The 16,234-nt window shown below is 54.5% G+C and carries 16 protein-coding genes; 5 read left to right on the top strand and 11 right to left on the bottom strand.

The window, feature by feature from the left end:
• Positions 1-29: 29 nt before the first annotated feature.
• Positions 30-2,573, bottom strand: a complete 2,544-nt coding sequence (locus tag VGH19_06455; GenBank protein ID HEY1170996.1) for a c-type cytochrome — start codon at positions 2,571-2,573, stop codon at positions 30-32.
• Here VGH19_06455 and VGH19_06450 point away from each other — a divergent pair.
• Together VGH19_06450 and VGH19_06445 are read left to right on the top strand one after the other, a co-directional pair.
• A complete protein-coding gene (locus VGH19_06450) occupies positions 2,572-2,853 on the top strand; it encodes a hypothetical protein (GenBank protein ID HEY1170995.1) in 282 nt (93 codons plus the stop codon). The genes VGH19_06455 and VGH19_06450 overlap by 2 nt on opposite strands.
• A gap of 16 nt (positions 2,854-2,869) precedes the next feature.
• A complete protein-coding gene (locus tag VGH19_06445; GenBank protein ID HEY1170994.1) occupies positions 2,870-3,412 on the top strand; it encodes a helix-turn-helix transcriptional regulator in 543 nt (180 codons plus the stop codon).
• A gap of 85 nt (positions 3,413-3,497) precedes the next feature.
• On the opposite strand, the gene VGH19_06440 is transcribed toward VGH19_06445, so the two are convergent.
• The 5 genes from VGH19_06440 to VGH19_06420 form a co-directional block, all read right to left on the bottom strand.
• On the bottom strand, positions 3,498-3,851 hold the full coding sequence (locus VGH19_06440; GenBank protein ID HEY1170993.1) for a hypothetical protein: 354 nt from the start codon (positions 3,849-3,851) through the stop codon (positions 3,498-3,500).
• A 282-nt stretch (positions 3,852-4,133) separates the two neighbouring features.
• Complete coding sequence (locus VGH19_06435; protein HEY1170992.1) at positions 4,134-4,898, bottom strand: nuclear transport factor 2 family protein; 765 nt, start codon at positions 4,896-4,898, stop codon at positions 4,134-4,136.
• A 228-nt stretch (positions 4,899-5,126) separates the two neighbouring features.
• The gene (locus VGH19_06430) at positions 5,127-6,224 is read right to left on the bottom strand and encodes a hypothetical protein (GenBank protein ID HEY1170991.1); all 1,098 of its coding nucleotides are present in this window, start codon (positions 6,222-6,224) and stop codon (positions 5,127-5,129) included.
• 294 nt (positions 6,225-6,518) lie between these two features.
• On the bottom strand, positions 6,519-7,466 hold the full coding sequence (locus VGH19_06425) for a hypothetical protein (GenBank protein HEY1170990.1): 948 nt from the start codon (positions 7,464-7,466) through the stop codon (positions 6,519-6,521).
• Between the two features lie 390 nt (positions 7,467-7,856).
• Positions 7,857-8,840 (bottom strand): SMI1/KNR4 family protein, encoded by a 984-nt coding sequence (locus VGH19_06420; GenBank protein ID HEY1170989.1) that lies wholly within the window; start codon positions 8,838-8,840, stop codon positions 7,857-7,859.
• Positions 8,841-9,282: 442 nt separating this feature from the next.
• Here VGH19_06420 and VGH19_06415 point away from each other — a divergent pair, with 442 nt between their 5' ends.
• Positions 9,283-10,656 carry a Gfo/Idh/MocA family oxidoreductase gene (locus tag VGH19_06415; GenBank protein HEY1170988.1) on the top strand — a complete coding sequence of 458 codons (1,374 nt, stop codon included), beginning with the start codon at positions 9,283-9,285 and terminating at the stop codon, positions 10,654-10,656.
• A gap of 150 nt (positions 10,657-10,806) precedes the next feature.
• On the top strand, positions 10,807-11,928 hold the full coding sequence (locus VGH19_06410; GenBank protein ID HEY1170987.1) for an SGNH/GDSL hydrolase family protein: 1,122 nt from the start codon (positions 10,807-10,809) through the stop codon (positions 11,926-11,928).
• On the opposite strand, the gene VGH19_06405 is transcribed toward VGH19_06410, so the two are convergent.
• The gene (locus VGH19_06405; protein ID HEY1170986.1) at positions 11,923-12,291 is read right to left on the bottom strand and encodes a hypothetical protein; all 369 of its coding nucleotides are present in this window, start codon (positions 12,289-12,291) and stop codon (positions 11,923-11,925) included. The genes VGH19_06410 and VGH19_06405 overlap by 6 nt on opposite strands.
• A gap of 36 nt (positions 12,292-12,327) precedes the next feature.
• Between VGH19_06405 and VGH19_06400 the strand changes: the two genes are divergently transcribed.
• Positions 12,328-12,828 (top strand): hypothetical protein, encoded by a 501-nt coding sequence (locus VGH19_06400; protein ID HEY1170985.1) that lies wholly within the window; start codon positions 12,328-12,330, stop codon positions 12,826-12,828.
• Between the two features lie 298 nt (positions 12,829-13,126).
• On the opposite strand, the gene pgsA is transcribed toward VGH19_06400, so the two are convergent.
• Genes pgsA through rimO form a run of 4 tightly spaced genes read right to left on the bottom strand, consistent with a single transcriptional unit; the run spans position 13,127 to position 16,009 of the window.
• On the bottom strand, positions 13,127-13,717 hold the full coding sequence (pgsA, locus tag VGH19_06395) for a CDP-diacylglycerol--glycerol-3-phosphate 3-phosphatidyltransferase (GenBank protein HEY1170984.1): 591 nt from the start codon (positions 13,715-13,717) through the stop codon (positions 13,127-13,129).
• Between the two features lie 45 nt (positions 13,718-13,762).
• Positions 13,763-14,056: a type II toxin-antitoxin system RelE/ParE family toxin gene (locus tag VGH19_06390; GenBank protein HEY1170983.1), complete on the bottom strand. Its 294-nt coding sequence runs from the start codon at positions 14,054-14,056 to the stop codon at positions 13,763-13,765.
• A complete protein-coding gene (locus tag VGH19_06385) occupies positions 14,053-14,274 on the bottom strand; it encodes a hypothetical protein (GenBank protein ID HEY1170982.1) in 222 nt (73 codons plus the stop codon). The genes VGH19_06390 and VGH19_06385 overlap by 4 nt, the downstream gene beginning before the upstream one ends.
• Before the next feature lie 37 nt (positions 14,275-14,311).
• Positions 14,312-16,009 carry a 30S ribosomal protein S12 methylthiotransferase RimO gene (gene rimO, locus VGH19_06380; protein HEY1170981.1) on the bottom strand — a complete coding sequence of 566 codons (1,698 nt, stop codon included), beginning with the start codon at positions 16,007-16,009 and terminating at the stop codon, positions 14,312-14,314.
• Positions 16,010-16,234 lie beyond the last annotated feature (225 nt).

The raw sequence follows: 16,234 nt of genomic DNA, 5'->3' as shown, positions 1-16,234 counted from the left end.
TTAAATATTATTATGATCTTATTGTCTGATCACTTCTGAAACGAGGGATAGTTCTGACTGCCAGCACTCTCGATGTAGGCAAGCAGATCGAGAATTTCTTCGCGCGTGAGGACGTTGATGAGTCCTTCCGGCATCGGTGAAAGTTTTGAGCGTTCCTGTTTCGTGATGTTCGTTTTGAGGATTTCAATTTTTCCCGGAGTGAGTGGATTCGGTTGCAACACGACTTTGTTCGCATCTTCAGAAAGAATACGGCCTGTGTGATCTTCACCATCGCGCGTGAATACGGTGACGTTCTGGAACATATCGGGAACTACTTTCGAAGGATTCACAATCGCTTCCAGCAGATCGTAGCGCGTGTAACGGCTGCCTGCCGCAGTGATGTCTGGTCCCACTGCCCCACCGATGCTTCCGAGGCGATGACACATGACGCATTGCGAGGCGAGATACGCGGCTTTCCCTTTTTCAAATGAGCGTCCACGCGAAACCGCATCGAGATGCGGTACGAGCTCTTCGAGCTTCCATTCTTTCACAAAATCTTTTGTGGGAATATTGACGGGAATTGAAGCAGTGACGAGTGGTGCTTCCACTAATGCTTTCAGGGAAACTTGTTCGACATCGCTCAAGGTCTTCACGGCATCGGTGCGGATGTCGGCGAGGAAGCTGAGGACTTTGCTGCTGCCGTGATAGTTCGCAGCGGCTTGCGGGAACCAGGCGAAGTATTGTTTGCGTAGCGCGTCATTCCAACCCGGCTTCATCAAGCGCAGCGCGAAGGCGTAGTGAATCTGTTCTTCTTGTGATTTAGAGGAGAGTAGCAGCTTCACGGTTTTCTCCACCACATCGGGTGCTTCGAGATAAACGAGCAGGCTGCAGAGTTCACGATTATAAGCATCGCTGGCGGAAGGATATTGGCGACCGAGTTTTTCGATGGCGAGATTGCGCAGTGCTTCAGCGGGTTTGCCCTGGCGGATGAAACTCACTTCGATGACGCGTAGTTTATCCAGCTTCTGTTCTTCGCTGAGCGTATCGAGCGGCCACTTGGCGAGGGCTTTCAGCAAATCGGGTTGAATGTCTTTCGTCGTAGTGCGGGCGAGTGCGAGCAAGGCGGCGAGACCGGCGTTCGCATTGGTTTCACTCAGCGCACGCGATTGCCATAGTTTCGGATCCTGCCATTCGAGGGCGATGCGGGCGGCGTAGCGGATGGTGCGATCACCGCTATCCAGATGCGGCCAGAGGGTCTCAATGCATTTCGGATCAGCCTTACCATGGAGGGCTTCGAGCTCGCGACGGAGCGCGCGTTGTTTGCTGCCATCTTGTTCGGGCATGCCCCACTTGGGCAGGACTTTCGGAACGGGCTCCGTATAAGTCACACGATAGAGACCGGATTGTGTGCCGCGTCCGCCAGTGATGAAATACATCGCGCCATCTTTGCCGAATTCCATATCCGTGACGTTCAGTGGACGGCCGGTGACGAAGGGTTCAGCTTTCGCCTTGTAGCTCGCGCCGCTCGGCGTGAATTGCACGGCGTAGATGGTGCCGAAGGCCCAATCGCAGAGATAGAGCGCCATGCGGTAATTGCGCGGGAAGGCGGCATCGTAGCCGAACTTCACGCCAGTGGGTGAACTGCGGCCGATGTCCAAGGTGGAGCGCACACTATCGGGATAATGATCGGGCCATTTGCCGGAGCCTTTGCGCCAGCCGTATTCGCCGCCGGAGACAAGATGATTCACGCGCGTGGGGCGATACCACGGCGCGCCATCGTCCCAATCCATGTCGCTATCAAAGGTGAACATCTCGCCATCGCGATTGAAGGCGAGGTCGTAGGCATTGCGTAAGCCACCGGCAATGAGTGTCCACTCTTTGCCGTCTTTATCCGTGCGCACCACATAGCCACCAGACGCTGGGCCATTCGCCCAGGTATAATTCGCGGGCCAGACCAACTGCGGTAACAATTGATCTTCATCATAGTTCTTATGCGGAGACGTGAGGCTAAGCGGTGATGGTGGTTTCACTTCGTTGCCATTGATGATGTAGAGGTGATTATCCAGGCCGAGCACGATGGCGTGCGGGCCATGTTCACCATTGGCATTGGGGCGGAAGGTGCCTTCGAAGCGTTTCAGGAATTCGACCTTGTCGTATTTATCATCCTGATTCGTATCGGTGAGACGATAGAGGCCGGTGCCGTCGGCGCCTTCACCGCTGACGTAGAGGCTATTGAAGGCGTAGAGCAGGCCCATCGCGCTGCCAACGGGGAGTTCGATGCGTTCGACGAGGGTGACGTTGCCATCGCTACCCAACGTCATGCGCAGCAGCCCGCCTTCCCCCACCTTCCCTGCTCCATCGCGGCGCAGAACGTCTTGCGGTGAGATGATGAGGCGGCTTTTGTCATCAATGGTCATGCAAACCCATGAGCCTTCCACGGGCAAGGCGGAGCGGACGAGTTCGGCTTTGAAGCCAGCAGGCACTGTTAGATTGGAAGCGGGCGTGGCGGCTTTGCCGGTGGCGACGTTGGCGCGGGTGGACAAGGCGCAGCACAAGAACGTCAGCGACAGGATGAGAGACTTAAGGATACGCATGGAAATGTCTGATGATTTTCAACCGTTTGAGGAAGGCGGCAAGGAGATTTGCTTAAATCCCAAATCCAAAGATCCAAGCTCCAGAGAAACTTCAATGAGTAAAACATCAAATTGGCTGCCGCTGATAATTGTTCGTTTTGAAGTTTGGCGATTATCTGGTGTTTGGAGCTTGGGATTTGAAGTTTATTTCCGCCAGTTCCGCCTCGTTATCCCGCATGCGGGACGGCTATGTTGGCTAGGACCATTTCCGGCATTGCATTTGCGAGGATATGACCGTTAGCTAATGTTTTATTCGTATGCCGTCAGTTGCTGAACAGTTACGCACCGCTCGCGAAGCCCGTGGCCTTTCCGTCACGGAAGTAGCCGATATCACCAAGCTCAAGGGCGATCATGTGCGCGCCTTGGAAGAGGGAAATTACGATTACTTCGCCGCGCCGGTGTATATCCGTGGATTTGTGCGGACATTGGGCAAGTTGCTGAAGCTGGATGAGACGGCTCTGATGAACCAGCTCAATGCGGAACTGGCAGGCACGCAGAATTTCAATGCGCCACCGAAGCTGACCGGTCAGGCGAATGGACCGGTGGACAAGGTGCTCTTCCTGCTCTCTCGTTTGCCGTGGAAGCTTATCTTGCCGATCGTGGTCCTCGCCGTGCTGGTGGGCGTAGGCATCTGGGCGATCCGGCGGAACGCGGAGAAGAAGCAGGACCCGCTGCAAGATCTGGGACCGGGATTGTATCAGGGGCCGAAGAAATCGCCAGGACCGACACTGCCGTTGCCGCCTCCGCCGACACATCAGCAGCAACCGCAACCGCCTACGCAGCAGCCGAAGAAGAAGTGACGGTTACAACAGGTGGAGGTTCAGACCAATAAGAAAGGTCAGCGCCGACTAATGTCGGCGGCTACGAAGCAACTTAAACCTCACCTCACGCCACGGGTCTTTGCTCAAAGCAGGTGTTGATGGATCGGCTTAGTTTTTCGTTGATCTGGGTGACGAGGCGTTCATCTAGCTGCACCTTGCTCCATTCACAGTGACGGCGCGGCGGGCGCGCGAGCCAGCGGTGATGGGCGGCGTGGCCGTGAAAATCTTCCCCGCTGCTTTCTGCCGTGATGATGATCTCGGGGAATTGATCAGGGTTACCAGATACGAGGTCCAGCCATGGAATGACATCCAAGCGGGCGTGTTGGCCGTTATTGAGAAACAGGTCCACGGCGAGGACCGAACCGTTCAAGGTCGGCTGGGCGAATAGCCAGTCTTCAGTCACGAGTCGCGCTGCCATACGAGTCCTTTCTTTTGACTGCGTTTACGGCTGCGTCTGGAGGAGACGGGAAGGAACTACAGGCACGTCATCCCATCCCAAGAGACGTTTTGACTTCGCCTTATCTGGTGGCGGAGCTAGTGAGTGAAACACCGCCGTGCAGCAAAGGTTTTGAAGCCATTTACAGAATAAGCCTTCCCGCCCAAAACGCGCAAGGGAAATGGACGCTGATAAATGTAGTCGCGGAACGTCAAGGAGCTGAGGCGGTTGCGGAGAAATGTAGAGGTGATGAAGCGTTTTGGATCAGGAATTGGGCTTCAGATCGACAGCGGCTTTGTAGCTGCCATCCATGTAAAAAGGAACAGATTCGTGCGCGTGGATGATGCGCCATTTGCCTTTGATTTTACGGAGGCAGAGGGTTTCGCGGAACCAGACATCTGGTTTTTGGCCATCGGTCTTGGTACCGGTGAGGTGATTGAGACTGTAGCAACACGCGAGGTCGCCACTGGTCACGATCTTGAGATCGCGGATCTCATAACCGATGGGGCCGGTAAAGGTGGCGAACCAGTCAGCGAGATTTTGGCGTATGGGTTCATCGGCTACTAAAGGTGGAGCAAGGTAGAAGGCGACGTGGTCAGGCGCGAAGTGGATCGCGACGGCTTCGACGTTTTTCTGGCGGATGCCTTCGGCCCAAGCTTCGACTACGGAACGGATTTCTTCCTCGGCAGCAGACTCCGCGGTCTCGGAACCGAAGTAGACGTCCACGTGTTTGATCTTATCGCCTTCGAGGGTGAAGAACTCGGTGTTCTGGAATTTGGGCTGACCTTTGGGCTGGCATTCGTAGCGGACGAACGCATACGGGCCTTGAGTGAAGAGCTGCAGAATGTGAAATTTGTCCAAGTGCTCGCTGTTCGGCCAACAGCGCTTGAAATAGGTCTGGCGATCAATGTTGTCATCGAGTGGGCTGCTGAAGGTAAAGTCATCGGTGAGGAGCGCTTCGATAGCGGCGCGGTCTTTGTTCTCGTAGGCGGCGTAGCAGGCGCGGATCTGTTCGTCAGCGGTTTTCATACGGATGAAGAAACCTAGAAGGCGCTAGAACGATTCGCAAATGGGGGGAAGGCTCTACTTCTTTACCGAGGGATTTATCAACCGAATGGGGCAGGCGAATGGAGGGGGGAAAGAAAGAGCACCGCTGGCAGTTGTGGCGTGTTAAATTATTTCCGCCAGCGGTGCTAAGGGGAGTTGCTGCGGCTCGGAGAGCCGCGCTCCAATGCCGGGCCGGAGGCCGGCGCTCCATCACATGTTATGGCCGTAGGTGCCGTTGCCGTGGGAGTTTTTGTAGAACTCGTTGAACCACTTATTCGGGAACGGGAAGACCTGGCGTGCGGGGAGTTTGGTCCAGTGGATGCCGTAGGCTTCAAGGACTTGATAGGTGTGGTCGAGGCAGTTGTTGGAGATGCCTTGGAAGCCTTTCATCTGGATCTCTTCGGTGCGGAGTTTGGCCTTGAGGACCGTAGGGTTATCCACCAGCAGCATCTTATACTGGGTATAGCCGAGGGATTTCATTTTCTTGTACATCTGGTCGTTGGTATCGAATTTCTCGGCCCAGAAATCATTGTCATCACCGGCGTTGACCCAGTAGGTGCGGAAGTCGCCCTTGGCGTAATTCTCGGTGGCACCGCCGTAGAAGGAGCCATCGGAGAGTTGGAATCCCCAGCCGATGTGACCAGCGGTGCCGAGGCCGAAGTTCACGTTCTCGGGTTTGATGAAGACATAGGCAACGCCTTTGTCACATGCGCCGGTGTATTTGTTGCGGATGAAGCTGGTGAGCTGGTCTTTGCTGGACCAGTTGCCGTTATTCCAGAGCTTGATGTTGCAGGCATCGTTCTGTCCCCCAGTGAGTGAAGCAGGCACGCCCCAGATCTTGTAATAGACTTCGCCCACCCAGGCATCGGCGCAGGGCGCGCAATCGCGAGAATAGTTTTTCTCGAAGTTGTCTTTGTGCGGTTTGTTCGCCTGCTGGGATTGCTTGGATTTAAGATCCCGCAGGGTTTTCTGCAGCTCGGCGCTGGTGGTGCCTTGGCGCACGGTGGCGAGGTGCATGGAAATCTCCGTGGGCGTGGCACTGCGATTGAAGACGTGGATGTAAGAGAACGTGATCGCTTCTTTCGCAGCGGCTTCATTGCTCTTCAGATATTGGCGGTGCATGTCCACGAGGACGGTCTTGTTCTGCCAGTCGGTGCGGCCAGTCCAGTATTTGCGTTCGCCATCAGAAGGGGCTTTGCCGAAGGCTTCGAGGTAAGAATCTATGACCATTTGATCACGCGGGGTGACCTGCTGGGCAAAAGCGGTGGAGACGGAGAACAGGACAACAAGGAGGAGTGAACGGAGCATAGTTTTGTGTCTTTGAAAAAAGGTGGCGATCAAACCTTCGGCACAACGGCGTTTTAGATACGCGTGATATCTCTAGAGGTCAAGTTGACGGGGTGGCACAAAGTGGAACAAAGGATGTTAGCCATAGATGGAACACGGAAAGACACGGATAGGGAAATTTTGAAGTGGGAAAAATAACAATCTAAAGCTCCAAACATCAGAAAAGCTTCAACTGTGGATGGGGAAGAAGATCGGTTAACCGCGAAATACGCGGAATACGCGAACGGGGAGACACAAAATCGTTACCTATTGAGGCTATGGATTTCGGGCATACCATGTTTCGTCTATCAATGGAAGGGGGTGCCATTTCGGGCCGATGATAACGCCGTTATATGTGCCTACGGCGAGACCATCGGAGAAGGCACAGACACAGCGAAGAGTGCACCGGTTTCCATCAATCTTGATGCGTTGAGATGTCCAGGCGGATTGTCCGGCAGGCAGATGGTGTAGCTGATTTGCATTAAGAGCATAGAGCCCTTCCTGGAGATCATCCGCCAGTTCGCTCACGCCTTCCAGCGGAGAGAGCGGTTGCAACTTGGCTTCCTTGGACCAGAGAGCTTTGGCGTTTGCGTGGAAGATTGGGCCTTTAGAAATAGAGACGTAGAGTTCTCCGTTGGAGTGGTTGAGCAGAATGTTGATACCGCCTTCACTCTTGGGGATGGAAATCTTCTTTTTGGTTTCGCCATCGAAGCCGATCAATAGCGGGCTTTCCGCTCCATCACCGATACGGGAGAACAAGGAGCGGCTGTTGCCACCTGCCCAAAAGCGGCCAGAATCATCTGCACTGAGGACGGTCAGGTCTCCGATGGAAGAGAGCGTGGTGGTAGATTGGGAATTGCCGTCGATGGTGAGAAGTTTGTTAGAGCTATGGAGTATGCTCCATGTGTCCCCTGCCCCTTCGGCCAGACCATCCGCACGGATGGGTTCACGCAAAGGGTAAGCGAGTTTCCGCCCGCCATCCGGTGTGTAGCAGATGAGTTCATCACCGTTGCAGATCCAAAGGCGGTTATCCCGATCAGCATGCATCTTGGCATGAAGAAATCCAGGCACGCGGGTGATGAAATGCCAACCGCCCTGATGCCAACGGGCAATGACGGTGGGCTCAGTGTTTTGCGCGGCATCGCGCGGGAAGGCGGCGTAGAAGTCATCAATGCTGCGACCGGCGATCTGTGTGCAGACGTGAGGAAATTGCGGGGCGAGCATGGGCTTTCTCCAATCGTTCGGATAATCAGGATCTTAAGAGAGGTTATTTAACGGCGCGATGATGGCCAGTTTGAAATGAGGTTTTCAACCGAATGGGGTCAGGCGAATGGAGACGGAGAAGCTTGGGACGTGAAGCGTTTTAGCGTGTTTATATCAACGGTGGTTAGGGGAGTTGCTGCGGGTCGGAGTTCCGCGCTCCGCAGTGTATTGGCGAATAGAAGGCCACTCTTGCTTTTGAACGTTCTGCCGACTGACAGCGGCGACATCACCGCAATCGCAGGACATGCGGCAGGTCGACGACCTGCGCGACGGGGAACGCGCTCCTTCGCCAAAGCTTTACCACAACCCAAAAAGCTTCGTTCCACACAGCTACATCATTTAAAAAACGCTCTAGTTTTCCTCTTGCACCAAAAGCGTCTGCCATTTCTTCATCAGATCAATCGAAGCGTGGGCCGCCAATCTTGCCAGCTCAGAGTTGCCAACTAACAGGCCGCTTTGAAGTCGATGCTGCCACCAGTCTTGCAAGAAGCCGGGAGCATAACCGTTCAGACCAAAGGATTCATCGTCCTCCTGCCACCAACTTTTGATGAGCGTGGCCATTTCAGTCCATTGAGTCGCCCGCTCTTCAGGGCGTGCATTTTCGTATAGCCAGAAGGCCAGATCGAGCAGGGCAAAGGAATGCTCGTCATCATGGATGGCAAAGTAACCTTTGGCATCGAATATTCGCAGAGTCAGAACCCTGATCCATGAACGGATCGCCGGGGCTTTGCGACTCACGGCAGCACATTGCTTTTCTAATTTGGCGGGAAACCTGCCTTCCGCCAACGCTAGACGTACCGCCAAGGCTTCCGCTTTTTTCAGAGCCTCTTCCTCCGCTACTGGCCTGATACGCAATAGCAGATCCAAAAAATTATCAGCCACAATTCGGTGATGCTCATAGGGCTCTTCCAAATGTTCATGGCAGACGAAACGGACACAGTAAGATTTCGGCCCAAGTTCCAAGACGAAGCAATTGCCTCCATCATCTTCTGCAATCGGCAAAGCATAAGGGGGAAGATTTAAGCAATCGCTCGCTTCGACTTTTAAATGATATTCAGGGACCGCTTCCCGAGAATTCGACAACTGAAGAAAGATGCTTACGGCATCTCCATAAGCATAGGGTGTATGGGGATCGTCATCCCGCCCATTCACCACACCAACGACAGGTTGACCACCATTGTAACGCAACAAAAATTCCCGATAGTCAGGCGGAAGCGTAAAGCGAAGCGCCGCCTCGAATTGAACGATATCGGTTTCCGACATGATTGGTCCGCGAGAAGAAAGAACGAGAGGCGTGTGATGACCAGCAATAGTGACTGAAATCTGGTCCTTCATTGGGATAGCTTGGCTGAATGAGATTGCTCAGCGTTGGTGGTGAGGAGCAACAGCAAAAGTGTTTACTATCAGGCTGTCGACCACCAGTCGGTAACACGACTGACTGCCAACCTGCACTTAGACGTTCATTTATTGGGGATTGAGCCCAAGAGGGCGGTGCATAACTATAATCCGGGAGTGTTTGCACCACAGATACATACGCATTTATTGCGCTTTAAATATCAAAAATTACATTTTTATTTCAAATATTTATTGACGACTTGAATAGATTGGAGTAAAAGAAAATCAATAGCGCGAAGTGCGCACTAAAGGAGATAAGGTTTTAATGAGGGAGTTGCGGGACATAAAAGAGGGCTTCGTGGAGGAATTTTCGCTTGGGAAATTTTATCCGAATCCACATGCTGGCGGGAACGTCCCTTTTTCAGCGCATAGCACACACACTATGAATCATCATCTGACATCTCGTCGTCGTTTTCTCAAAGGTTTGGCGGTCACTTCTGCTGCCGTGAGCACGCTGGGTTTTCCGGCGATCACGCGGGCGGCTTCACCGATGAAGCGGTTGAACCTGGCAGGCGTGGGCGTGGGCGGGAAAGGCGCGGGTGATATCCGCGAGACGAGTGTGAACAATAATGTGGTGGCGATCTGTGATGTGGATGATCGCACGCTGCAAAGCGCGGCGAAGTCTTATCCCGGTGCGAAGACGTATCACGACTGGCGGAAGTTGCTGGAGCAAAAAGATATCGAGGGTGTGACGATCTCCACGCCGGATCATATGCATGCGCCGGTGGCTCTGGCTGCGATGGAGCTGGGCAAGCATGTGTATGTGCAGAAACCGCTCTCGCACACGATCTATGAATCTCGCGTACTCACGGAGGCGGCGCGGAAATACAAGATCGTCTCCCAGATGGGGAATCAGAATCACAGTCACACAGGGTATCGCTCACTCGTCAAAGCAGTGCAGACGGGTGTAATTGGCAAGGTGAAGGAGGCGCATGCGTGGTCGAACCGGCCGATCTGGCCACAGGGTGGCGAGCGGCCGACGGGTTCCGATCCGGTGCCGGATTATCTGAAGTGGGATCTGTGGCTGGGCGTGGCGAAGGATCGTCCATATGTGGGAGCGCGGGAGATCGAGAAGGATGGGAAGAAGCAGGCAGTGAAGGCGCCGTATCACTCTTTCAACTGGCGCGGGTTTGTGGATTTCGGCGTGGGGGCATTGGGTGACATGGGGTGCCATATCATCGATCCGGTATTCTGGAGTCTTGATCTCGATGCGCCGACGCTCGTGTGGTATGAGGGCGAGAAGTGCAATGGCGAGATGTTCCCGAGCAGCGAGGTGATCCATTATAAATTTAAGAAAACGAAGTTCACAAAGGGTGATATCACGATGACGTGGTATGATGGCGGGAAGAAGCCCGCGCTGGAACTGGCACCATTGCCAGAGGGTGAGAAGCTGACAGATAACGGCTGTTTGTTAATCGGCGAGAAAGGCACCCTGCTCTGCCCGCATGGCGGCAAGCCGCGTCTGCTGGGCAAGGATGCGCAGGACGTGAAGCTGGAGGAGGTGCCGGGTGATAATCATTATCAGCAGTGGACGGAGGCGTGCAAAGGTGAAGGGATGGCGACGGGGAGTTTTGATTATTCTGGTCCGCTGACGGAGACAGTTCTGCTCGGGACGGTGGCGATCTATTTCCCGAACCAGAAGCTGGAGTGGAACTCGAAGAAGATGGAGTTCAAGAAGAACAAGGAAGCGGATGCACATGTGCATCATAAGTATCGTGCGGGTTGGGAGATGAAGGGGCTGACGAGGAAGGGATGAAACTTTTGAAAGCCGGGCACCCCTCACCCCGGCCCTCTCCCCTGCCGAAGTTCGGCTTCTCATGGGCGAGGGTGGTGAGGCGTTGCGGTGTAGTTTTACCCGCTGGGTAGTTCGTGGCGGGTTGGCAGGATTAAAAGAATAGGAAGATGTATGAATCGGAGAGAATTTATTGCGGGTGGGATTGTTTCACTGGCGACGGCGCGGTGGCTGGGTGGCGAGGCGATGGCGCAGGCCACTCATCTGACGCCGAAGGTGGAAGAAGGGGTGCATTGGTATAATGCGAAGGATTGGGGTATTGAAGGCAAAGGGTGGAAGGATACGGAGAAGTATTACGACCGATTGCCTGCGAAGGCGAAGGGTGTGGTGCGCGATGTGGTGTGGAACTTGAGCCGCAATTCCTCGGGCATGGTGGTGCGTTTCGCGACGGACAGCCCGACGATCAAGGTGCGTTATAAGCTCTCCAATGCGAAGATCGCCATCTCGAACATGTCCGCGATGGGTGTGAGCGGTGTGGATCTTTACGGGCAATTGCCGGATGGGCGCTGGAGCTGGGTGGCTTGCACGCGGCCGGAAAAGCAGGATGTAGATGTGGTGTTGGTGGGTGGATTGAAGCCAGGGTATCGCGGCTACATGGCGTATCTGCCGCTCTACAACGGTGTGGAATCGCTGGAGTTCGGCGTGAACGCGGGGAATTGGTTCGTGGCGCAGCCGCCGCGGACGGAGAAGCCGGTAGTGTTTTACGGGACATCCATCGTGCATGGCGCGAGCGCATCACGACCGGGCATGACGCATCCGGCGATCATCGCGCGGCGATTGAACAAGCCGTTCATCAACCTGGGGTTCTCAGGGAATGCGTTGATGGAGCCGGAAATCGCATCATTGCTTACCGAGCTTGATCCATCGGTGTATGTGATCGATGCGTTACCGAACATGGTGCCGACGTTGGTAAAAGAGCGCGCGGAGAATTTCATCCGCAAGTTGCGCGAGGCGAAACCGAAGGTGCCGATGGTGCTCATCGAGGATCGTACTTACGGAGATGCGCCGTTCTTGCAGAGTCGACGGGATCGCAATGACGGAAGCCGCGTTGAGTTCAAGAAGGCTTACGAGAAATTGGTGAAGGAAGGGATGACGGGCCTGAGCTACATCGAGGGTGAGCAGTTGTTGGGTAGTGATTCCGAAGCGACGGCGGATGGGTCGCATCCATCGGACTTGGGATTCTGGCGGCAGGCGGAAGTGATCGAGCCAGTGGTGCGGAAGGCTCTGGGATTATAGCGCGGTGAACAACAGGAGCAGCAACGTGGTGACGATGGTCAGTGCGATGAGGCTGCCGAGAAACAGGTAGAAGCTTTTCTCGCCCCACTTGTCGAGTTCATCGGTGTGGTCCTTAGTGAGGCGGGAGCTGAGATCGAAATTGTAGAGGAACAGTTTGGTGCGGATCTGTTTGTTCCACTTGTAGACGTAGATGACGGCGAGGATGGGAAAGATCAATTCCCACCATGCCCGGTGAAAAGCGAACGGGAACAGGGAGACAAGGAGGATGGCCAGCGGTGCGATGCCGGAGGTCCAAACAGCCGGTATCAGGACCTCGTAAATGAGGCCCTCGCGCTTGGAGATGATGGCATCTTCCTGATCCATGGCATCTAATAACGGCGTAACAGGAGGCTTACTGAAGTGAAAGCGACGGAAAAAGACGAAGGCATGGAAGGAATGTCCAATCCAGCCGGTCCTTTGCGCCAAGGTGTGTCTTCCGGTGGCACCATGGGCGCAATATTAGCTTCATTTATAGAGATTGAAAGGGAAAAACCGGGCGAATCAACAAAAGGCAAGAAATGTTGCCACAATCAAGGCCGTAGCGATTCCGGCAAGGACGTCATCCGCAGTCACGCCAAGGCCACCTTTGAGATTTTGGATCTTGCCGATAGGGCCGGGTTTCCAAATATCAAACAGACGGAACAGGCCGAAGATGGCGAGGACGCCGAGCCAGTTGTTGCCCGTGAAGAAATCGCTGATGGCGGGCATCGTTTGAGCAGGTTTCCACAAAAAGATCACCCACGGCAGGAAGCAGATGGGCAAAGCGATGATCTCATCCAGGACCACGGAGGAAGGATCGTGCTGATTCAGGATTTTCTCGGCGCGTTCGCAGATCCAGATGGAGGCCGGAATGCCCAATAACGTGCCTAACAGGAAAATGTCCAGCCGTGCGGGAAAGATAAGCACCATCGTCCAAAGAACACCCACGATCGATCCCCAAGTCCCCGGGCCTTTTGGTAGCAATCCAGAATTAAACCCGCGGGCGAGCCAAATTATGAAACCATTGAGAAATCTGCCATATGCAGAGTTCCCTTTTTGGATGGCATTAAAAGTACAAAGTAGATGGATAAACGAGCAGATCAAGAGGACGGCGGACATTTCTACCAACGTTCCTGAAATGGATGACATGGCGAGCAAGCAAGCCATCGTATTCGCCTCCTTACATGTCCTTCAACAACAACTCACGGTTTTTCCACAGATACACGCTGCCGGAGTAGAACGTGAGGATCACGGCGACCCACTTGGCCAAGGTGCTGAACCATTGAATCCAAGGGCCGAAGCCGAGCAGGTTGAAGCTGAAGAATTCACCGATCACGCCCCAGCTATCATGGGCGTGAAAGATCAAAATGGCGATCACCGCCACGATCTGCGAGATGGTCTTGTGCTTGCCGTAACGTTCAGCGGCCATCACGACATTCTTCGAGGCGGCAAGCAGGCGCAGGCCGGTGATGGTGAGTTCACGGGCGACGACCACGACGACCATCCACGCAGCCATCCATTGCAATTCCACGAAAGCGATGAACGCGGAGCAGACAAGTATCTTGTCCGCCAGCGGGTCCATGAGGATACCGAAATTCGTGATGAGTTTCTTCTCACGCGCGATCTTGCCATCGAAGTAATCCGTGAGGCTGGCGATGCTGAAGATGACCAAGGCGATGGTCTGATACCAACGCATGTGCGAAAACACCACGATCAGGAAGGCGAGGGTCATCACCATCCGGGAGAGCGTGAGTTTGTTCGGTAAATTCATTAAGCGTCGCCAGTCTAGACCTGATATGGCGGAGGTTCAATGGCGCTATTCAAGTAAATGACGAGAATGGTCCTGTTTTGCATGAAGAACGCGGAAGACAACGACGGCTTCACCATCGAAAAGAAAGAATATTTTATAAGGAAACCGTTTCACGAGCAACTGTCGGAATTCGCCGTAGTATCTGGGCCGTATGTCACCGAATTCAGAAAGATAATAGAACCCGTGAAGAACTTCGGCGGCAAAATCATCACCAAGGCCGGGTACACGCTCGTCATACCACTCTCTTGCCGAAGCAATGTCATCCAAAGCTCGCGAGCGAAGGCTGACTTGCCACTTCATTTTCCACGTCCCCGACGCAAGAGAGCCTCCACCTCGTGCAAAGGAGTTCCTTTGTCACCATCTCTTTTAAAATCTTCCCATTCTTTATCCAAGATGGCGCGTTCTTCCGCAGTGGGAACCGAAGTGGATTCTTCGAGCTCGCAAAGTCTGGCGAAAATTTCAGCCCGCTCCCGCACATCCAGTTTGGGCAGCTCGCTCAAAATTTCAGCTTTGCTCATAGTCGTCAAGATAGCCAAGCCGGTAACACTTGGCAAGTTACGCCGGTTCCGCAATCAGGTCGTAATCCGTATGCCCGATCACCTTCACCTTCGCGAATTCACCGATCGGCAGCTTGCCGCGCACATACACGCGACCGTCGATGTCCGGCGCGTCCGCTTCACCGCGCGCGATGAGGTAACGGCCCTTCGGCAATGCGTTTTGCTCGTCATCGCTGCGGATCAAGCCGTGTTCCCACGAACTGATCTTCGCGCCTTGAAGCTCCTTCGCACTCGCTTCGCCTTCGATGAGCACCTTGATGGTCTTGCCGACGAAACTCTCGGAGACGGCTCGCGCCACTTCGAGTTGGGCGGCCATCGAGCGTTCACGACGTTTCTGCTTCACCTTCTCCGTGATCTGGCCCGCCATCTTACCGGCGATGGTTCCCTCTTCTTGCGAATAAGTGAACACACCCATGCGCTCGAACTTCGTCTCGTGGATGAACTCGAGCAAACGGTCGAAATAAGCTTCCGTCTCACCGGGGAACGCCACGATGAACGTCGTGCGGATGGCGATGCCCGGGATGCCTTTACGGATCTTCGCGATGAGATCCACGATGTACTGCTCGGACGTTTCGCGGCGCATGCGCTCCAGCATGTTCTGCTGGATGTGCTGCAAGGGCATGTCCACGTAGCGCACCACTTTCTTGCACTCCGCGATGGTTTGGATGAGTTCATCCGTCCAATGCGCCGGATGCGTGTAGAGCAGGCGGATCCAGAAATCACCCTTGATCGAATTCAATTCGCGCAACAGCGAGCAAAGCGTGGTCGCATCAGCGGGCAATGCCTTCGCAGCCGCGTTAAATTTTTCCGGAGAAGAGATTGCACGCGAATGATTCGCCCGCAGGTCCAAGCCGTAGTAAGTGGAATCCTGCGAGATGAGGTTGATCTCCTTCACGCCCTCTTTGACGAGCTCTTTCACCTCAGCCACGACGTCTGCTTGCGTGCGGCTGCGATGCGAACCGCGCATGCGCGGGATGATGCAGAAGCTGCACGGATGATTGCACCCCTCGGCGATCTTCACATACGCGAAATGTTTCGGCGTGAGGCGAAAACGTGGCGTGCCGAAATCAGGGATGTAAACCGGACGCGCTGTGACATCCATCAAAGGGCCTGCCGGAACCGCGGGTGCTGTTGGCGTGAGCGCGATGACTTGCTTCGATTTACCGAACTTGTCCGTGCCACGCGTCACGGCTTCATCCGCGTGATGATCGTGCGGCTTCTTGGCATCGAGTTCCGCGAGCTTGGAGGAAACTTTCTTTTTGGAAGCGCGCTTGAGCGGTTGGCCCGTGGCGATCTTCTCTTCGCGACGGCTCAGCGCGGTCTTCACGATGTCCGTCACCTGCGCCACTTGATCGATGCCCATGAAGGCGTCCACTTCCGGGAACAGCTTCGGCAGATCATCGCGGAAACGTTGGGAGAGACAGCCGGAAACGATGAGCGCCTGGCCGCGATTGTTCGCTTCTCGGACTTCCACGGATTCGAGGATGGTATCGACGCTCTCCTCCTGCGCAGCATCGATGAAGGAGCACGTGTTCACCACCACCACATCGGCCGACTCGGCCTGATTGGTGATCTCCACGCCGTCTTTCATCAGGGTGCCGAGCATGATCTCGGCATCCACCAAGTTCTTCGCGCAACCGAGCGAGATGAGGCCCACCCGGATCGGCTGCTGCTGTTTTGTTTCCGCGTTTTTCACAGAGCCGCGCAAGGTATCAGAGAAGTTTCCGATGTAAACAGTGGAAAATGGGTGGCTTTAATCAAGATCATGACAGTTTTATACAATGCTGTTCGCGCGGACATAAAGCCCGTGCTGCCGGATTCCAGCCGGCAGGATATTGGCGCCCGACGAAACACGCTGCTCGAAATCCTGACGGATAGTCATATCCGGCTTAATCATTCAAATGCCGCCTTGTTTACAATG

The sequence above is a fragment of the Verrucomicrobiia bacterium genome, assembly GCA_036405135.1.
In the GTDB taxonomy this organism is placed as follows: Bacteria; Verrucomicrobiota; Verrucomicrobiia; order Limisphaerales; family JAEYXS01; genus JAEYXS01.
The sequence above is the reverse complement of the archived record's forward strand: the minus strand, read 5'-3'. Positions and strand labels throughout refer to the sequence as shown.

Excerpts from the sequence above, each read along its gene's own strand:
- VGH19_06450 (HEY1170995.1), top strand. The coding sequence starts at position 2,572 with ATGGAAATGTCTGATGATTTTCAACCGTTTGAGGAAGGCGGCAAGGAG.
- VGH19_06455 (HEY1170996.1), bottom strand. The coding sequence starts at position 2,573 with ATGCGTATCCTTAAGTCTCTCATCCTGTCGCTGACGTTCTTGTGCTGC.
- VGH19_06445 (HEY1170994.1), top strand. The coding sequence starts at position 2,870 with ATGCCGTCAGTTGCTGAACAGTTACGCACCGCTCGCGAAGCCCGTGGC.
- VGH19_06440 (HEY1170993.1), bottom strand. The coding sequence starts at position 3,851 with ATGGCAGCGCGACTCGTGACTGAAGACTGGCTATTCGCCCAGCCGACC.
- VGH19_06435 (HEY1170992.1), bottom strand. The coding sequence starts at position 4,898 with ATGAAAACCGCTGACGAACAGATCCGCGCCTGCTACGCCGCCTACGAG.
- VGH19_06430 (HEY1170991.1), bottom strand. The coding sequence starts at position 6,224 with ATGCTCCGTTCACTCCTCCTTGTTGTCCTGTTCTCCGTCTCCACCGCT.
- VGH19_06425 (HEY1170990.1), bottom strand. The coding sequence starts at position 7,466 with ATGCTCGCCCCGCAATTTCCTCACGTCTGCACACAGATCGCCGGTCGC.
- VGH19_06420 (HEY1170989.1), bottom strand. The coding sequence starts at position 8,840 with ATGAAGGACCAGATTTCAGTCACTATTGCTGGTCATCACACGCCTCTC.
- VGH19_06415 (HEY1170988.1), top strand. The coding sequence starts at position 9,283 with ATGAATCATCATCTGACATCTCGTCGTCGTTTTCTCAAAGGTTTGGCG.
- VGH19_06410 (HEY1170987.1), top strand. The coding sequence starts at position 10,807 with ATGAATCGGAGAGAATTTATTGCGGGTGGGATTGTTTCACTGGCGACG.
- VGH19_06405 (HEY1170986.1), bottom strand. The coding sequence starts at position 12,291 with ATGGATCAGGAAGATGCCATCATCTCCAAGCGCGAGGGCCTCATTTAC.
- pgsA (HEY1170984.1), bottom strand. The coding sequence starts at position 13,717 with ATGAATTTACCGAACAAACTCACGCTCTCCCGGATGGTGATGACCCTC.
- VGH19_06390 (HEY1170983.1), bottom strand. The coding sequence starts at position 14,056 with ATGAAGTGGCAAGTCAGCCTTCGCTCGCGAGCTTTGGATGACATTGCT.
- VGH19_06385 (HEY1170982.1), bottom strand. The coding sequence starts at position 14,274 with ATGAGCAAAGCTGAAATTTTGAGCGAGCTGCCCAAACTGGATGTGCGG.